Origin of the sequence: Noviherbaspirillum suwonense (assembly GCF_900182955.1) — a bacterium.
Taxonomy (GTDB): domain Bacteria; phylum Pseudomonadota; class Gammaproteobacteria; order Burkholderiales; family Burkholderiaceae_D; genus Noviherbaspirillum_A; species Noviherbaspirillum_A suwonense.
This window is the reverse complement of record NZ_FXUL01000001.1, coordinates 62,020-75,491: the sequence shown is the minus strand read 5'-3', so window position 1 is coordinate 75,491 and position 13,472 is coordinate 62,020. Positions and strand designations below refer to the sequence as shown.

The window sequence follows — 13,472 nt, the reverse complement described above, 5'->3', positions numbered from 1 at the left end:
TTGACCACGATAAAAATGAATCAGACCTTACTCGTCGAACTGCTGACCGAAGAACTGCCGCCGAAGGCGCTGGCCAAGCTGGGCGCGGCCTTTGCCGCCGGCCTCTTCAACGGCCTGAAAAACCGCGCCTTCCTGAACGACGGCGCCGCCTACACCGCGTATGCCACCCCGCGCCGCCTTGCCGTGACCATCACCGGCGTGCGCGCCGGCTCGCCCGACAAGTCCATCCGCGAGAAAGTGCTGCCGGTGTCGGTCGCGCTCGACGCACAGGGCAATCCGAGCGCGCCGCTGGGCAAGAAGCTCGCGGCGCTGGCTGCCACCGCCGGCGTCCCGCAGATCGGCCTGGAGCAGCTCGAACGCGCCGCCGACGGCAAGGCCGACAGCTTTTTCTTCACCTACACCGCGCCCGGCTCGCCGCTGCAATCCGGCCTGCAGGCCAGCCTGGAGGAATCGGTCGCCAAGCTGCCGATCCCCAAGGTGATGAGCTACCAGCGGCCCGACGGCGCCACCGTGCAGTTCGTGCGCCCGGTGCACAAGCTCATCGCGCTGCATGGCGACCAGGTCGTGCCGATCTCGCTGCTGGGACTGGACGCGTCCAACGTGACCCTGGGCCACCGCTTCCTCGCGCCCGGCGAAATCGTGATCGGCCATGCCGACAGTTATGCGGCCACGCTGGAAACCGAGGGTCGGGTGATCCCGGGCGTCGAGGCGCGCCGCGAACGCATCCGCGCCGGCCTCGTGGCCGCCGCCGGCGAGGACAGCATCCTGATGCCGGAGTCGCTGCTCGACGAAGTCAATGCGCTGGTCGAATGGCCGGTGGTCTATGCCTGCCATTTCGAGGATGAATTCCTGGCGGTGCCGCAGGAATGCCTGATCCTGACCATGCAGACCAACCAGAAATATTTCGCGCTGACCGATGCCGCCGGCAAGCTGCGCTCGCGTTTCCTGATCGTCTCCAACCTGGAGACCGCCGATCCCGTCCACATCATTTCCGGCAACGAGCGCGTGGTGCGCCCGCGCCTGTCGGACGCCAAGTTCTTCTTCGAGCAGGACAAGAAGAAGAAGCTGGCCGACCGCGTGCCGGGCCTGGCCAATGTCGTCTATCACAACAAGCTGGGCACGCAGGGCGAACGCACCGGCCGCGTCACCGCGCTGGCGGTCGAGATCGCCGGCATGCTGGGCGCCGACGGCGACCTGGCCGCGCGCGCGGCGATGCTGGCCAAGACCGACCTGCTGACCGACATGGTCGGCGAGTTCCCCGAGCTGCAGGGCATCATGGGCACCTACTATGCCCGCCATGACGGCGAGCCCGAAGAAGTCGCGCTGTCGATTTCCGAGCATTACCAGCCGCGCTTCGCCGGCGACGCGCTGCCGTCCACCATGACCGGCACCGTCGTGGCGCTGGCCGACAAGCTCGAAACCCTGGTCGGCATCTGGGGCATCGGCCTCGCGCCCACCGGCGACAAGGACCCGTTCGCGCTGCGCCGCCATGCGCTGGGCGTGCTGCGCATGCTGGTCGAGAAGCGCCTGCCGCTGGCGCTGTCGTCGCTGCTGCAGGCCGCCGCCGCGCTGTTCGCCGGCAACACCAACTTCAAGGACCCGGTGGCCGACGTCACCGCCTTCCTGTACGACCGGCTGCGCGGCCTGCTGCGCGAGCGCGGCTTCACCCAGAACGAGGTGGAGGCCGTCGTCGCCCAGCAGCCGCAACTGCTGGACAACATCGTGCTGCGCCTGCAGGCGGTGCAGGCATTCGCCGCGCTGCCGGAAGCCGAGGCGCTGGCCGCGGCCAACAAGCGCATCACCAATATCCTGAAGAAGGCCGACGTGGCCGGCGCCGCGGTGCAGGCCGGGCTGCTGCAGGAGAACGCCGAGCAGGGCCTGCATGCGGCGATGAGCAGCCTGAAGCCCACCGTCGACGCCGCCTACGCAAGCGGCGACTTTGCCGCCACGCTGAAGGGGCTGGCGCGGCTGCGCGGCGATGTCGACGCGTTTTTCAACGACGTGATGGTGATGGCCGAGGATGCCAGCCTGCGCAACAACCGCATCGCGCTGCTGTCGGAACTGCACGGCATGATGAACCGCGTGGCCGACATTTCCAAGCTGGCCGCCTGACCGGAGCACGCATGAGGCTGATTATTCTGGACCGCGACGGCGTCATCAACCAGGACTCCGACGACTTCATCAAGTCGCCGGCGGAATGGGTGCCGATACCCGGCTCGCTGGAAGCGATCGCGCGCCTGAACCAGGCCGGCTACCGGGTCGTGGTAGCGACCAACCAGTCCGGCATCGCGCGCGGCCTGTTCGACGTCAAGACGCTCAACGCCATCCACCAGAAGCTGCACGCGGCCGCGCACCAGGCCGGCGCCGATGTCGACGCCATCTTCTACTGCCCGCATGCGGCCGACGACAACTGCGACTGCCGCAAGCCCAAGCCCGGCATGCTGCAGACCATCGCCAGCCGCTTCAACGTCAGCCTGAAGGGCGTCCCCAATGTCGGCGACTCGCTGCGCGACCTGCAGGCCGGCTACGGCGTCGGCTGCGTGCCCTACCTGGTCCTGACCGGCAAGGGCGAGCGCACCCGCGCCAAGGGCGGCCTGCCGCCCGGCACGCTGGTCTTTTCCGACCTTGCCAGCGTGGTCGACAGCCTGCTAAAGGACAGCAAGCCGCTGCCGGTCGACGAAATCACGCCGCAAAAGGATGGCCGGCGCCGGCAGGCATGATGCCCCGGCGACGCGATTGATAACCCATGGAGATTGAATGTCCCGCCTGATGCTGTTTTTGCGTTCGCTGGTGTTTGCATTGCTGATGTTGATCGCCACCGTGATCTGGGCGCCGCTGTGCTTCCTGTTCGCGCCGATGTCCTATCCCAACCGCTATTACTGGACCTCGCGATGGAACGTGTTCGTGATCTGGGCCGCGCGCGTGGTTTGCGGCATCCGCTATGAAGTGCGCGGCTACGAGAACCTTCCCGACGCGCCGGTGGTGCTGCTGTCCAAGCACCAGTCGGCCTGGGAAACCATCTTCTACCTGTGCAACATGCCGCGGCCGCTGGTCTACGTGTTCAAGAAGGAGATCACCTATATTCCCTTCTTCGGCTGGGGCATCGCGCTGCTGCGCATGATCCCGATCGACCGCAGCAAGGGCAAGGACGCGATGGCGCAGATCGTCGCCCACGGCCGGCGCCGGCTGGCCGACGGCCAGTGGATCATCATGTTCCCCGAAGGCACGCGCAGCGCCGTCGGACGCCAGGGCAAGTACAAGGGCGGCGGCGCCCGGCTCGCGGTCGAGACCAACACGCCGGTCGTGCCCATCGCGATGAACTCCGGCGAATGCTGGCCGCGCAATTCCTTCATCAAGAAGCCCGGCCTGATCACCGTGTCGATCGGCAAGCCGATCTCGCCCGAAGGCCTCACCGCCAACGAGCTGATGCAGAAGGTGGAGACCTGGATCGAGTCCGAGATGCGGGTCATCTCGCCGGCGGTCTATGCGTCCGAACGCACGCCCGCCGCGGCAGCGCCTATCAGGTGACTGCGGTGAATGGCCAGCGCCGGCTGCAACTGGGCAGCAAGCAGATCGACTACACGCTGCAGCGCTCGACCCGGCGCACCATCGGTTTCGTGATCAGCGACAGCGGCCTGCGCGTCACCGCCCCGCGCTGGGTGCTGCTGCGCGACATCGAGCTGGCGATCCACAGCAAGGAAACGTGGATACTGGCCAAGCTGCAGGAGCGCGGGGAACGCGCGGTCGAGCGCGCCCGGCAGCAGATGGAATGGCGCGACGGCGCCCGCCTGCCCTATCTCGGCGGCGCGCTGACGCTGCGGGTGCGGCCGGCGTCGGCCCACAGCGTGGCCGTGCACCATGACGAAAGCGCCGGCGAGCTGGCTGTCCACCTGCCCGAAGGCGCGCAGGAGCAGGCGCTGAAGGATACCGTCCGCGACTGGCTGCAGCGGCAGGCGCATGCCCTTTTCGCGCAGCGCCTGCCGCTGTATGCGATGCAGCTGGGCGTGCAGTACTGCGCATTCAAGCTGACGTCGGCGCGTACCCAGTGGGGTTCGTGCACGGCCAAGGGCATCATCCGGCTGAACTGGCGGCTGGTGCATTTCGGCCAGGCGCAGATCGACTACGTGATCGCGCACGAACTGGCGCACCTGCGCGAGATGAACCACAGCCCGCGTTTCTGGGCGCTGGTGGCGTCGGTCTTTCCCGACTATGCGGCGGCGCGCAAGGTGCTGCGCGAGCGCGGGCCGGAGATGCTGCCAGTGTTTTGACGGGCCGGCGCAGGACTTGCGCGCTGCGGTTAAAATGCACTTTTGCCGCATCACCAGAGGACAATCATGCGCTTGCTGCACACCATGCTGCGGGTAGGAAACCTGCAGCGCTCCATCGACTTCTATACCAATGTGCTGGGCATGCAACTGCTGCGCACCAGCGACAACCCCGAGTACAAATACAAGCTGGCCTTTCTCGGTTATGGCCGCAACCCGGAGCATGCCGAGCTTGAACTGACCTATAACTACGGCGTGGAAAGCTACGAGATGGGCACCGCCTACGGCCACATCGCGGTCGGCGTCGACGACGCGAAGAAAGCCTGCGACGCCGCCCGCACCGCCGGCGGCGCCGTGACCCGCGAAGCCGGCCCGGTCAAGGGCGGCAGCACCGTGATCGCCTTCCTGGCCGACCCGGACGGCTACAAGGTCGAGCTGATCGAACGGCCGGAACAATCGTCCGGGCTGCACAAGAAGGAAGAGACGGCGTAATCCAAAGAATCCGCAGGGTGTAATGAGCGACAGCGCATTACACCTTCTCCACGCTCACCCGCCAGCTTCCGGCATCGCAGGGTGTAATGCCCTCCGGTCATTACACCCTGCGATGCGGACCATCCCCTACTTCAACCAGCCGCGCTTCCGGAAATACCAGAACGGCGTGATCGCGCTCGCCACCATCAGCACGATCGCGAACGGATAGCCGAAGTCCCAGTTCAGTTCCGGCAGGATCTTGAAGTTCATGCCGTAGATGCTGGCGATCAGCGTCGGCGGCAGGAAGGCGACCGAGGCCACCGAGAAGATCTTGATGATCTTGTTCTGGTTGATGTTGATGAAGCCGACGGTGGCGTCCATCAGGAAGTTGATCTTGTCGAACAGGAAGGCGGTATGGCCGTCGAGCGACTCGATGTCGCGCAGGATCTGGCGTGCTTCCTCGAACTGGTCGGCATTGAGCAGCCGTCCGCGCATCAGGAAGCTGACCGCGCGCCGGGTATCCATCATGTTGCGCCGGATGCGGCCGTTCAAGTCCTCTTCCTGCGCGATCGCATTCAGCGATGCGGCCGCGTCCTGGTCGGTGAAATCCTTCTGCAGCACGCTGCGGCTGACTTCCTCGAGGCTCTGGTAGATGCCTTCCAGCGCATCGGCCGAATACTCGGCATCGGTCGCATACAGGTCCAGCAGCACGTCCTTGTAGTCGGCGATGGAGCCGGGCCGCGAGCGGGCGCGCATGCGCACCAGGCGGAACACCGGCAGGTCGTCGGTATGCACGGAAAACAGCATGTCGCGGGCCAGGATGAAGGCCACCGTCACCACCCGCGCCGGGCCGTCGTCCTCTTCCAGCAGGAAGTCGGTGCGCAGGTGCAGGTCGCCGTTCTCGGCTTCGTAGTAGCGGGCCGAGGCCTCGATGTCCTTGACCTCGTCCTCGCCCGGCAGGGTCACGCCGTAGATGCTTCTTACCCAGTTGCGTTCTTCGTCGTTCGGGTCCGTCAGGTCCACCCAGACCGGCACTGCCTGCACCAGGTCGTCGCGGCTGTTGATGTTGACCTGGCTCAGCCGGCCGTTTTGCAGCACGAATACATTGATCATCTGACCTCCCGCCCGCCGTGCGTCGGCACGTGCGGCGCCACCTCCGGCTGGACTGCCCGGAAGGGTTGAAACAAAATCAGGGAACGCGGCCGATATGGCCTTTGATGCGCCCGCCCACCGTAAGATTTCATGGCGAGCGGCGATTGGGGGAACTCCGCAGCGCTAACTCGCCGACCTGCCATGCGACGATGGCTGCCTGTCTGAAAAGGGACTACCCAAGTCGGGTTCTCCGGAAACAAAAACAGCGCAAGTGTACTGACAAGGCCATGCGCAGGCAAGTCATAACACGGCACGAATGCAGACCGGCGCAACACCCCCTGAAAACAGGCCGGCCCGGTCATGCGCCCGTCATATCGACGCTGCCCGATGCGCCGCATTTCGATGATGAAAACAGCTACGGCAGCTCCGCGGAACCCATGCGCCGGAGGATCAGCCCGGTGCGCCGGACCAGGTAAGGAGACTGCCGGTGCGCATCGTAATACCGCGGGTTGGGCAGCATCACCGCCAGCCTGGCGGCCTGGCTGGCCGACAGCGCGGCCGCCGGCACGCCGTAGTAATAGCGGGCCGCGGCCTGCGCGCCGAACACGCCGTTGCCCCACTCGACCATGTTCAGGTAGATCTCGAAGATGCGTTCCTTGTCCATCCAGTATTCGAGCATGTAGGCAATGACCACTTCCTGTCCCTTGCGCAGGTAGCTGCGCTCGCCCGACAGGAACAGGTTCTTCGCCAGCTGCTGGGTGATGGTCGAGCCGCCCGACACGACCTTGCCGCGCTTCGTGTTTTTTTCATAGGCCTTTTGCAGCGCTTCCCAGTCTATGCCTTCATGGCCGGAGAAATTGGCGTCCTCGGACGCGATGATGGCGCGCTTGAGGTTGCCCGAGATGCGCTCGTAATCGACCCATTCGAATTTCAGGCGGGCATTCGGATCGCTCTTCTGCAGTTCGGCCAGCTGCTGGCGCATGAAGCTGCTGGAGGTCGGGTTGTGCTCGACCCACCAGCCTATCTGCAGGAAGAAATACAGCTGGAGCGCCAGCACCAGGGCCAGCGGCAGCAGGACCACCCAGAACAGCAGCTTGCGCAGCATCGGCTACAGCAGCGCGCGCAGTGCAATATGCACCGGGGCCGTGTCGGGCCGCACGCCGCGCCAGACCAGGAAGGACGCCGCCGCCTGTTCGACCAGCATGCCCAGCCCGTCGCGCACCGCGGCGCCATGGCCGGCGGCGAAGCGCATGAAGGGCGTGGCGTCGCGGCTGTACATCATGTCGTACGCAAACGCGCCGGCGGCGAACACCCGGCCCTCCAGCGGCGGCAGCGCATCGGCAAGGCTGGCGGACGTGGCATTGATGACGATGTCGTATTCGCCATCGAGCGCGTCATAGCCGGTAGCCCGCAGCACGCCGTGCGGCGCTGAAAATTCCTGCACCAGCAGTTCGGCACGGTCCACCGTGCGGTTGGCTATCGCCAGCTCGGCCGGCTGCTGCTCCAGCAGGGGCAGCAGCACGCCGCGCGCGGCGCCGCCCGCGCCCAGCAGCAGCAGCCGCTTGCCATGCAGCGCCACGCCGGCGTTCTGGACGATGTCGGTCACCAGGCCGACGCCGTCGGTGTTGTCGCCATGGATGACGCCGTCGGTGAAGCGCAGCGTATTGACCGCGCCGGCCGCCTGCGCCCGCACCGACAGCTCGGTCGCCAGCGCATGGGCCTGCAGCTTGAACGGCACGGTGACGTTGGCGCCGCGCCCTCCCGCTTCCATGAACGCGGCGACGGTCGCATCGAACCCGTCCAGCGGCGCCAGCAGGCGCTCATAGCTGATCGGCTCGCCGGTCTGCTGCGCAAAGCGCGCATGGATTTCCGGCGACTTGCTGTGCGCCACCGGGTTGCCTATCACCGCGTACCTGTCGGCCATCAGTTGCTTCCTCCGCGCAGTTCGGTCTGCACCGCGTCGTCCCGGGTGAACTTGAAGCGGGTGATGATTTCCCAGACGTCGTCCTTGCCTGTCGTGCGCATGTTTTCCGGGAAGCGGCCGAACGGCGCGGCGCGGCGCACGATGCGCAGCGCCGCTTCATCCAGCGCCGGGTTGCCGGACGGACGCTCGACGCGCGGGCCGCCTTCCTTGTCGTAGATCGTCCCGTCCTGGAACACCGGGATATAGATCACCAGCTCGCCGTACAGCTTCTTGCCGTTCTGCTGCGGGAAGTTGAGCGTGCCGATGTTCTCGATGCGCTTCTGCAGCTGGCTGTAGTACATCGCATAACCGACCTCGCGGGTGCTGGGCGTGATCTGGGTCTTGCGCGGGCGCTTGTTGTAGTCCTCGATCTGGCGGTTGATCTCGGCCTCGGCACGCGCCAGCGCACGGCTGTTTTCATTGTCGTCGGGCGCGGCCGGCGTCGGCGGCGCCGGGTTGGGCGACTCCTGCGGCGTGGTCTTGGGCGCTGTGGTGCGGGTCTTCTTCGCATTCTGCGCCAGCACCTTCTGCTGCTGCTCCAGTTCGGCCACGCGGCGGCGCGCCGCCTTGATGTTGTCGCCGTCCTCTGACTTCTTCAGGTTGGGCAGCGGCGATTTGGCGCGGCCGGCGTCGGCATTGCCGCCGCCATCGAGATTGGCCTGCGCCAGCGCCTCGGCCTTGACCGGCTTCTTGTCATGCTTGGCATTGACCAGGATGACTTCCAGGCCGGGGTCGACCGGCTTGAAGCGCACCGGCTCGGGTGCGGCAAAACGCACCGCCAGCAGCAGACCATGCAGCAGCACGGAAATGACAACGGCGATTACCAGGGTGCGGTCTTGTAGAAAATGCTTCACGCGCGGCTTAGTCAGGATTCATCGGGACGTCGATTTTACGCCAAAGGGCTGGCCGCGCGGCTGCGCTTTGCCGCGCGGCATGCAGCGTCGGCCTAGGCGGCCGCCGGCGCCGCGTCGCTGGCATCGCCTTCGGCGGGGCCGGATTCGACTGCGTCGACTGCGGCATGGGCCGCGGCCGCGGCATCCGCCGCCTCGGTCTGCTGCGCCGGGTCGGGGTCCAGCGGCGGCATGCCTGCCGCCAGCTCTTCCTCGTCGGCCAGCGCATCTTCGGCGTCGGCCACCGACGCGTCGCCCGGGCCGGCCTCGACTTCCAGCAGCCGCGCCTCGACCGACAAATCGACCTCGTCCCAGCGCAGCAGGTCCAGCTTGACGCCGGTGCCGCGCGCCAGCGGCGTCATGCCGGGCAGCTTCAGCACCAGCGGGATCTCGACCAGGCGCACGATCTCGTCCTTCAGCACCACGGCCTCCACCTGCCGCGCCTGTTCCTGGCTCAGCCAGCGCAGGCACCAGTAACGCTCCATCGCCGACTGGAACTCGGCATAGGCGGCATAGGCGCCGTCGAAGGCCGAGACGATCGCATACAGGTCGGCGTCCTTGGGCTTGAAGGTGGCCACCAGCGGCGCGGTCACGCCATGCTGGACGCAGGCCATGATCTGCCACTGGTTGACCAGGTCGGTGTAGCGCCGCAGCGGCGACGTGCTCCACGCGTACTGGTCGACGCCCAGGCCCTGGTGCGGGGCGGCATGGGTGACCATGCGCACCTGCATCCGCGTGGCCCATCCGCCGCTGCCGCCGCCCTGCGCCCGGTAGATGCCGGGCACGCCATGGTCATGCATCAGCTTGCCCCAGCTGCTGTTGGCCAGGATCATCAGCTCGGCGACGATCTTGTCCAGCGGCGCGCCGCGTTTCCTGCGGCTGATCGTGACGACGTCGTCCTCGACATAGAAGTTGAAGTCGACCCGGTTGTTCTGCTCGGGCTTGAGGCCGAAGGACTCGCGCTTGGCCATGCGGCCCTTTTCCAGCGACTGCGCCCACTGCCACAGCAGCGCGATCTCGTCCTTGTAGCGGTATTCGCCGGCGCCCGCCGCCAGGTTTTCCTCGGTGACCAGCGCGTCGAGGTCGTTGTGCCGCAGGTTCGCGCCGATGGGCACCGCTTCGATCCGGGTCTCGCTGGAGACCACGCGCCAGTCGGCCGGGTCCAGCGTCAGGTACAGCGACAGCGCCGGGCAGTCCTGGCCCTCGGCCAGCGTATAGGCCTGCACCAGTTCATCGGGCAGCATGGTGATCTTGTCGCCCGGCATATAGACGGTGGACATGCGCGCTCGGGCGATCGCGTCGATCGCATCGTTGCGCTCGATGCCGAGGCCGGGCGCGGCGATGTGGATGCCGACCTTCACGAGGCCGTCGGCCTGCCGCACCACGGAAAACGCGTCGTCGATCTCGGTGGTGGTGACATCGTCGATCGAGAATGCCTCGACCTCGGCCACCGGCAGCGCCGGGCGCGCGGGAATCGCCACCCGCGGAAAGCCGGTGCCCTTCGGGAAATTCTCCAGCAGGAAGCGGGTCAGGTGCAATTCCCTCGGCGAGGCGATCGCGCCGACCGACAGCATCAGCCGCTGCGGCGTGGTCTGCAGCGCACTGGCGGCGGCGTCGAGCGCCTTGTATTCGATGCTGTTCTTGTCCGGCTTGAACAGCAGCTGCGTGGTCAGCGGCCTCATCGCATCGGGCAGGCGGCCGGCCTTCAGCTCGTCGACATAGGCGGCCTGCACCAGCGCCTGCTGGCGCTTCTTTTCCAGCCCGGCCAGGGCAGCCTTCAGCGCCGTTTCCGGCGCGGCCTTGTAGCGGCCGCGGCCCTTGCGATGGAAGTAGATGGGCGCCGAATGCAGCTTCAGCACTAGCCCGGCCGCTTCGTGCGGCAGCGGCGCGTGGCCGAAATACTCGGCGCCCAGCTCGGCGAAACCGAACTCTTCCTGGCCGGCGACTTCCCACAGGAAGTCGAGGTCGACTTCCTCGGCCACCTGGTGCGCGGCGGCCAGCATGTCGGCCGGCGTCGGCGCGGCGAACTGCAGCAGCACGTCGCGCGCGCGGACCTTGGTGCGCTTGCCTGTCGGCAGTTCGACCTGGTAAGCCTCGCCCTGCTGCGAAAGCACCGCGCCGGCCTTGAAATCGCCGGACTCTTCGAAAAATAGATTCATCAGATTACTGCCTGTCTGGTTCGGTAGGGATACGCCGGCGCGGCATCAGCTGCGCTATCGCCGGCAGGAAAAGTTCGGTCACGAGCAGCAGGCCGCGCCGCCGGCGGTACAGGCAGCGGCGCGCATGCAGCATGGCGGCCGGGCCATGCGGCTCATGCAAGTCGCCCGGCGCGGGCGGCGGCAGCGCGGCCAGCGCGCGACGCAGCAGCGGATGGCGGCCCGACAGCCGCGCATGCTGCAGCGCGCCGCGCTCGATGCGCGGGTCGTGGAACAGCGCCGAGCCCAGCGAGCGGCTTCCAAGCGCATTGAAAAAGGGCCAGTGGGCGCGGATGCATCCGGCCGGCACCACGGTCTGCGCATAAACGACCGGGATGCCGTCGCACACCAGCAGCACTTCGCGCTCGAGCACGCGGCCCGTGCCGGCCAGCCCGATGGCCGATGCCTGGTCCGGCAGGCAGGCAGCCGCGCCCTGCCGCAGTAGACGGACGTCGAAGCGTTCGCAGTGCGCGCGCAGCCGCCTGGTCAGCGAGCCGGGCGAGACTAGCCATTCGCGCAATGCCGGCGCGGCATGCGCAGCCGCCACGTGCCGCAGCCAGCGGTTCACGCGGCCTTCCCCGGCGCGCCGTCGCAGAAGGCCAGCACCGCGTCCATCTGGCTGGCGAAATCCGACAGGCCATGGTCGCTGCCCTGGACGATCAGCTGCCTGGCGGCCGCATAGTGCGCGGCCATGTCGCGCCAGTCGAGCACTTCGTCGCCGGTGGCGGCGACCAGGAAATAGCGCTCGGGACGGCTGATGCGCGGCACCGCCAGCGCATGCAGTTCGTCGATGTATTCAGCCTTGAACTCGAACGGCTCGCCGCTGTGCCAGGCGGTGGTGGTGCCGACATACTTCGCAAGATCCTGCGGCGGCGCGACCGCCGGGTTCAGCAGCACTGCGCGGCAGCCGGTCTGCTCGGCCAGCCAGGTCGCATAGTAGCCGCCCAGCGACGAGCCTATCAGCGTCAGCCGTTCCGGCGGCTGCGCGGCGATCAGCGATTGCGCCAGCGCGATGGCGGCGGCGGGCGACGGCGGCAGCTGCGGGCACTGGTATTCGCCGCCGCGGCCGAGGGCCTGCAGCCGGTCGGCCAGCATCTGCGCCTTGAACGACTGCGGCGAGGAGCGGAATCCATGCAGGTAAAGGATCATGTCGGCGCGGGCATCGGCATTCAGCGGCGCGCCAGCGCGTCCAGCAGCTTCTGGTGGACGCCGCCAAAACCGCCGTTGCTCATCGCCAGCACCAGGTCGCCGGGCCGGGCGTCGCGCGCGATGGCCGACACCAGCGCATCGATATCGTCGAAGGCCGAGGCCCGCTCGCCCAGCGGCGCCAGCGCTTCGGCCAGGCTCCAGCCCAGCGCGTCCTTGCCGCTCGCCGCGCCGTAGCCGTAGACCAGGTCGGCGTCGGCCAGGCTGCCGGGTAGCGCATCCTTCATCGCGCCCAGCTTCATGGTGTTGGAACGCGGCTCCAGCACCGCCAGGATGCGGGCGCCGCCCGCCTGCCTGCGCAGCCCGGCCACCGTGGTCGCGATCGCGGTCGGATGATGCGCGAAATCATCGTAGACGGTCACGCCGTTCACCGTGCCGCGCACTTCCATGCGCCGCTTCACGCTCTCGAAGCGGGACAGCGAGGCGATCGCCTGCGCCGGCTGCACGCCGACATGGCGGGCCGCGGCGATCGCGGCCAGCGCGTTGAGCCGGTTATGTTCGCCGCCCAGGCTCCAGCGCACGGTGCCGAGCGCGGCGCCGTCGAGCGCCACGTCGAAGCTGCCGTCGTCATGCGTAACGAGCGTCCAGCCGGTGCCGTCGCCGGCGCCGAACAGCTCGCGCTCGCTCCAGCAGCCGCGCGCCAGCACGCGCTGCAAGGCCGGTTCGCGCGCATTGACCACCAGCCGGCCGACGCCGGGCACGGTGCGCACCAGGTGATGGAACTGGGTCTCGATGGCGGCGAGGTCGGGGAAGATGTCCGCGTGGTCGTATTCGAGGTTGTTGAGCACCGCGGTGCGGGCATGGTAATGCACGAACTTGCTGCGCTTGTCGAAGAAGGCGGTGTCGTATTCGTCGGCCTCGATCACGAAGAAGGACGATGCGCCGCCCTTGCCCGCCAGCCGCGCCGAGATCCCGAAGTTCATCGGCACGCCGCCGATCAGGAAGCCGGGGTCGTAGCCGGCGTCTTCCAGTATCCAGGCCAGCATGGACGAGGTGGTGGTCTTGCCGTGGGTGCCCGCGACTGCCAGCACCCAGCGTTCGCGCAGGATGTGCTCGCCTATCCATTGCGGGCCGGACGTATAGGGCAGGCCGCGGTTGAGGATTTCCTCCATCAGCGGATTGCCGCGCGAAACGACATTGCCTATTACATACAGGTCGGGCTGCAGCGCGGTCTGGTCGGCGCCGTAGCCCTCGATCAGCGTGATGCCCTGTTCCTCGAGCTGGGTGCTCATCGGCGGGTAGACGTTGGCGTCGCAGCCGGTCACCTTGTGGCCAGCCTGGCGGGCCAGCACGGCAAGGCCACCCATGAATGTGCCGCAAATGCCAAGGATATGTATATGCATTGTACAATTTCGGATTGAAGACACCGCGATTTTACCCGACCCGCAGC

13 protein-coding genes are annotated in these 13,472 nt (G+C 67.1%); 5 read left to right on the top strand and 8 right to left on the bottom strand.

The features are described 5' to 3' along the window. The first annotated feature begins 15 nt into the window (after positions 1 to 15). The 5 genes from glyS to gloA all read left to right on the top strand — a co-directional run bounded on the left by glyS (position 16) and on the right by gloA (position 4,757). Positions 16 to 2,112, top strand: coding sequence for a glycine--tRNA ligase subunit beta (gene glyS / locus QOL82_RS00385; RefSeq protein ID WP_283440241.1), 2,097 nt, complete (start codon positions 16 to 18; stop codon positions 2,110 to 2,112). An 11-nt stretch (positions 2,113 to 2,123) separates the two neighbouring features. Beyond that, a complete protein-coding gene (gene gmhB, locus QOL82_RS00380) occupies positions 2,124 to 2,720 on the top strand; it encodes a D-glycero-beta-D-manno-heptose 1,7-bisphosphate 7-phosphatase (protein WP_283440240.1) in 597 nt (198 codons plus the stop codon). Between the two features lie 37 nt (positions 2,721 to 2,757). After that, the gene (locus QOL82_RS00375) at positions 2,758 to 3,528 is read left to right on the top strand and encodes a lysophospholipid acyltransferase family protein (RefSeq protein WP_283440239.1); all 771 of its coding nucleotides are present in this window, start codon (positions 2,758 to 2,760) and stop codon (positions 3,526 to 3,528) included. 5 nt (positions 3,529 to 3,533) lie between these two features. Next, entirely contained in the window at positions 3,534 to 4,268 is a 735-nt protein-coding gene (locus QOL82_RS00370) for a M48 family metallopeptidase (RefSeq protein WP_283440238.1), read from the top strand. 66 nt (positions 4,269 to 4,334) lie between these two features. Further along, positions 4,335 to 4,757 (top strand): lactoylglutathione lyase, encoded by a 423-nt coding sequence (gene gloA / locus QOL82_RS00365; RefSeq protein ID WP_283440237.1) that lies wholly within the window; start codon positions 4,335 to 4,337, stop codon positions 4,755 to 4,757. Between the two features lie 126 nt (positions 4,758 to 4,883). On the opposite strand, the gene corA is transcribed toward gloA, so the two are convergent. The 8 genes from corA to mpl all read right to left on the bottom strand — a co-directional run bounded on the left by corA (position 4,884) and on the right by mpl (position 13,425). Beyond that, complete coding sequence (gene corA, locus QOL82_RS00360; protein WP_283440236.1) at positions 4,884 to 5,849, bottom strand: magnesium/cobalt transporter CorA; 966 nt, start codon at positions 5,847 to 5,849, stop codon at positions 4,884 to 4,886. A 394-nt stretch (positions 5,850 to 6,243) separates the two neighbouring features. Further along, positions 6,244 to 6,933 (bottom strand): monofunctional biosynthetic peptidoglycan transglycosylase, encoded by a 690-nt coding sequence (gene mtgA / locus QOL82_RS00355; protein WP_283440235.1) that lies wholly within the window; start codon positions 6,931 to 6,933, stop codon positions 6,244 to 6,246. 3 nt (positions 6,934 to 6,936) lie between these two features. Beyond that, positions 6,937 to 7,752: a shikimate dehydrogenase gene (gene aroE, locus QOL82_RS00350; protein ID WP_283440234.1), complete on the bottom strand. Its 816-nt coding sequence runs from the start codon at positions 7,750 to 7,752 to the stop codon at positions 6,937 to 6,939. Beyond that, positions 7,752 to 8,645, bottom strand: coding sequence for a TonB C-terminal domain-containing protein (locus QOL82_RS00345; protein ID WP_283440233.1), 894 nt, complete (start codon positions 8,643 to 8,645; stop codon positions 7,752 to 7,754). Before QOL82_RS00345 ends, aroE begins: the two co-directional genes overlap by 1 nt. A gap of 92 nt (positions 8,646 to 8,737) precedes the next feature. Further along, positions 8,738 to 10,840: a ribonuclease catalytic domain-containing protein gene (locus QOL82_RS00340; RefSeq protein ID WP_283440232.1), complete on the bottom strand. Its 2,103-nt coding sequence runs from the start codon at positions 10,838 to 10,840 to the stop codon at positions 8,738 to 8,740. A 4-nt stretch (positions 10,841 to 10,844) separates the two neighbouring features. After that, the gene (locus tag QOL82_RS00335; protein ID WP_283440231.1) at positions 10,845 to 11,444 is read right to left on the bottom strand and encodes a chorismate--pyruvate lyase family protein; all 600 of its coding nucleotides are present in this window, start codon (positions 11,442 to 11,444) and stop codon (positions 10,845 to 10,847) included. Further along, on the bottom strand, positions 11,441 to 12,025 hold the full coding sequence (locus QOL82_RS00330; protein ID WP_283440230.1) for a YqiA/YcfP family alpha/beta fold hydrolase: 585 nt from the start codon (positions 12,023 to 12,025) through the stop codon (positions 11,441 to 11,443). The genes QOL82_RS00335 and QOL82_RS00330 overlap by 4 nt, the downstream gene beginning before the upstream one ends. A 20-nt stretch (positions 12,026 to 12,045) precedes the next feature. Further along, positions 12,046 to 13,425: a UDP-N-acetylmuramate:L-alanyl-gamma-D-glutamyl-meso-diaminopimelate ligase gene (mpl, locus tag QOL82_RS00325; protein WP_283440229.1), complete on the bottom strand. Its 1,380-nt coding sequence runs from the start codon at positions 13,423 to 13,425 to the stop codon at positions 12,046 to 12,048. Between the last annotated feature and the right edge of the window lie 47 nt (positions 13,426 to 13,472).

Coding starts and splice junctions, on each gene's coding strand:
- QOL82_RS00330 (WP_283440230.1), bottom strand. CDS start 12,025: ATGATCCTTTACCTGCATGGATTCCGCTCCTCGCCGCAGTCGTTCAAG.
- QOL82_RS00375 (WP_283440239.1), top strand. CDS start 2,758: ATGTCCCGCCTGATGCTGTTTTTGCGTTCGCTGGTGTTTGCATTGCTG.
- mpl (WP_283440229.1), bottom strand. CDS start 13,425: ATGCATATACATATCCTTGGCATTTGCGGCACATTCATGGGTGGCCTT.
- glyS (WP_283440241.1), top strand. CDS start 16: ATGAATCAGACCTTACTCGTCGAACTGCTGACCGAAGAACTGCCGCCG.
- QOL82_RS00340 (WP_283440232.1), bottom strand. CDS start 10,840: ATGAATCTATTTTTCGAAGAGTCCGGCGATTTCAAGGCCGGCGCGGTG.
- aroE (WP_283440234.1), bottom strand. CDS start 7,752: ATGGCCGACAGGTACGCGGTGATAGGCAACCCGGTGGCGCACAGCAAG.
- mtgA (WP_283440235.1), bottom strand. CDS start 6,933: ATGCTGCGCAAGCTGCTGTTCTGGGTGGTCCTGCTGCCGCTGGCCCTG.
- corA (WP_283440236.1), bottom strand. CDS start 5,849: ATGATCAATGTATTCGTGCTGCAAAACGGCCGGCTGAGCCAGGTCAAC.
- gmhB (WP_283440240.1), top strand. CDS start 2,124: ATGAGGCTGATTATTCTGGACCGCGACGGCGTCATCAACCAGGACTCC.
- gloA (WP_283440237.1), top strand. CDS start 4,335: ATGCGCTTGCTGCACACCATGCTGCGGGTAGGAAACCTGCAGCGCTCC.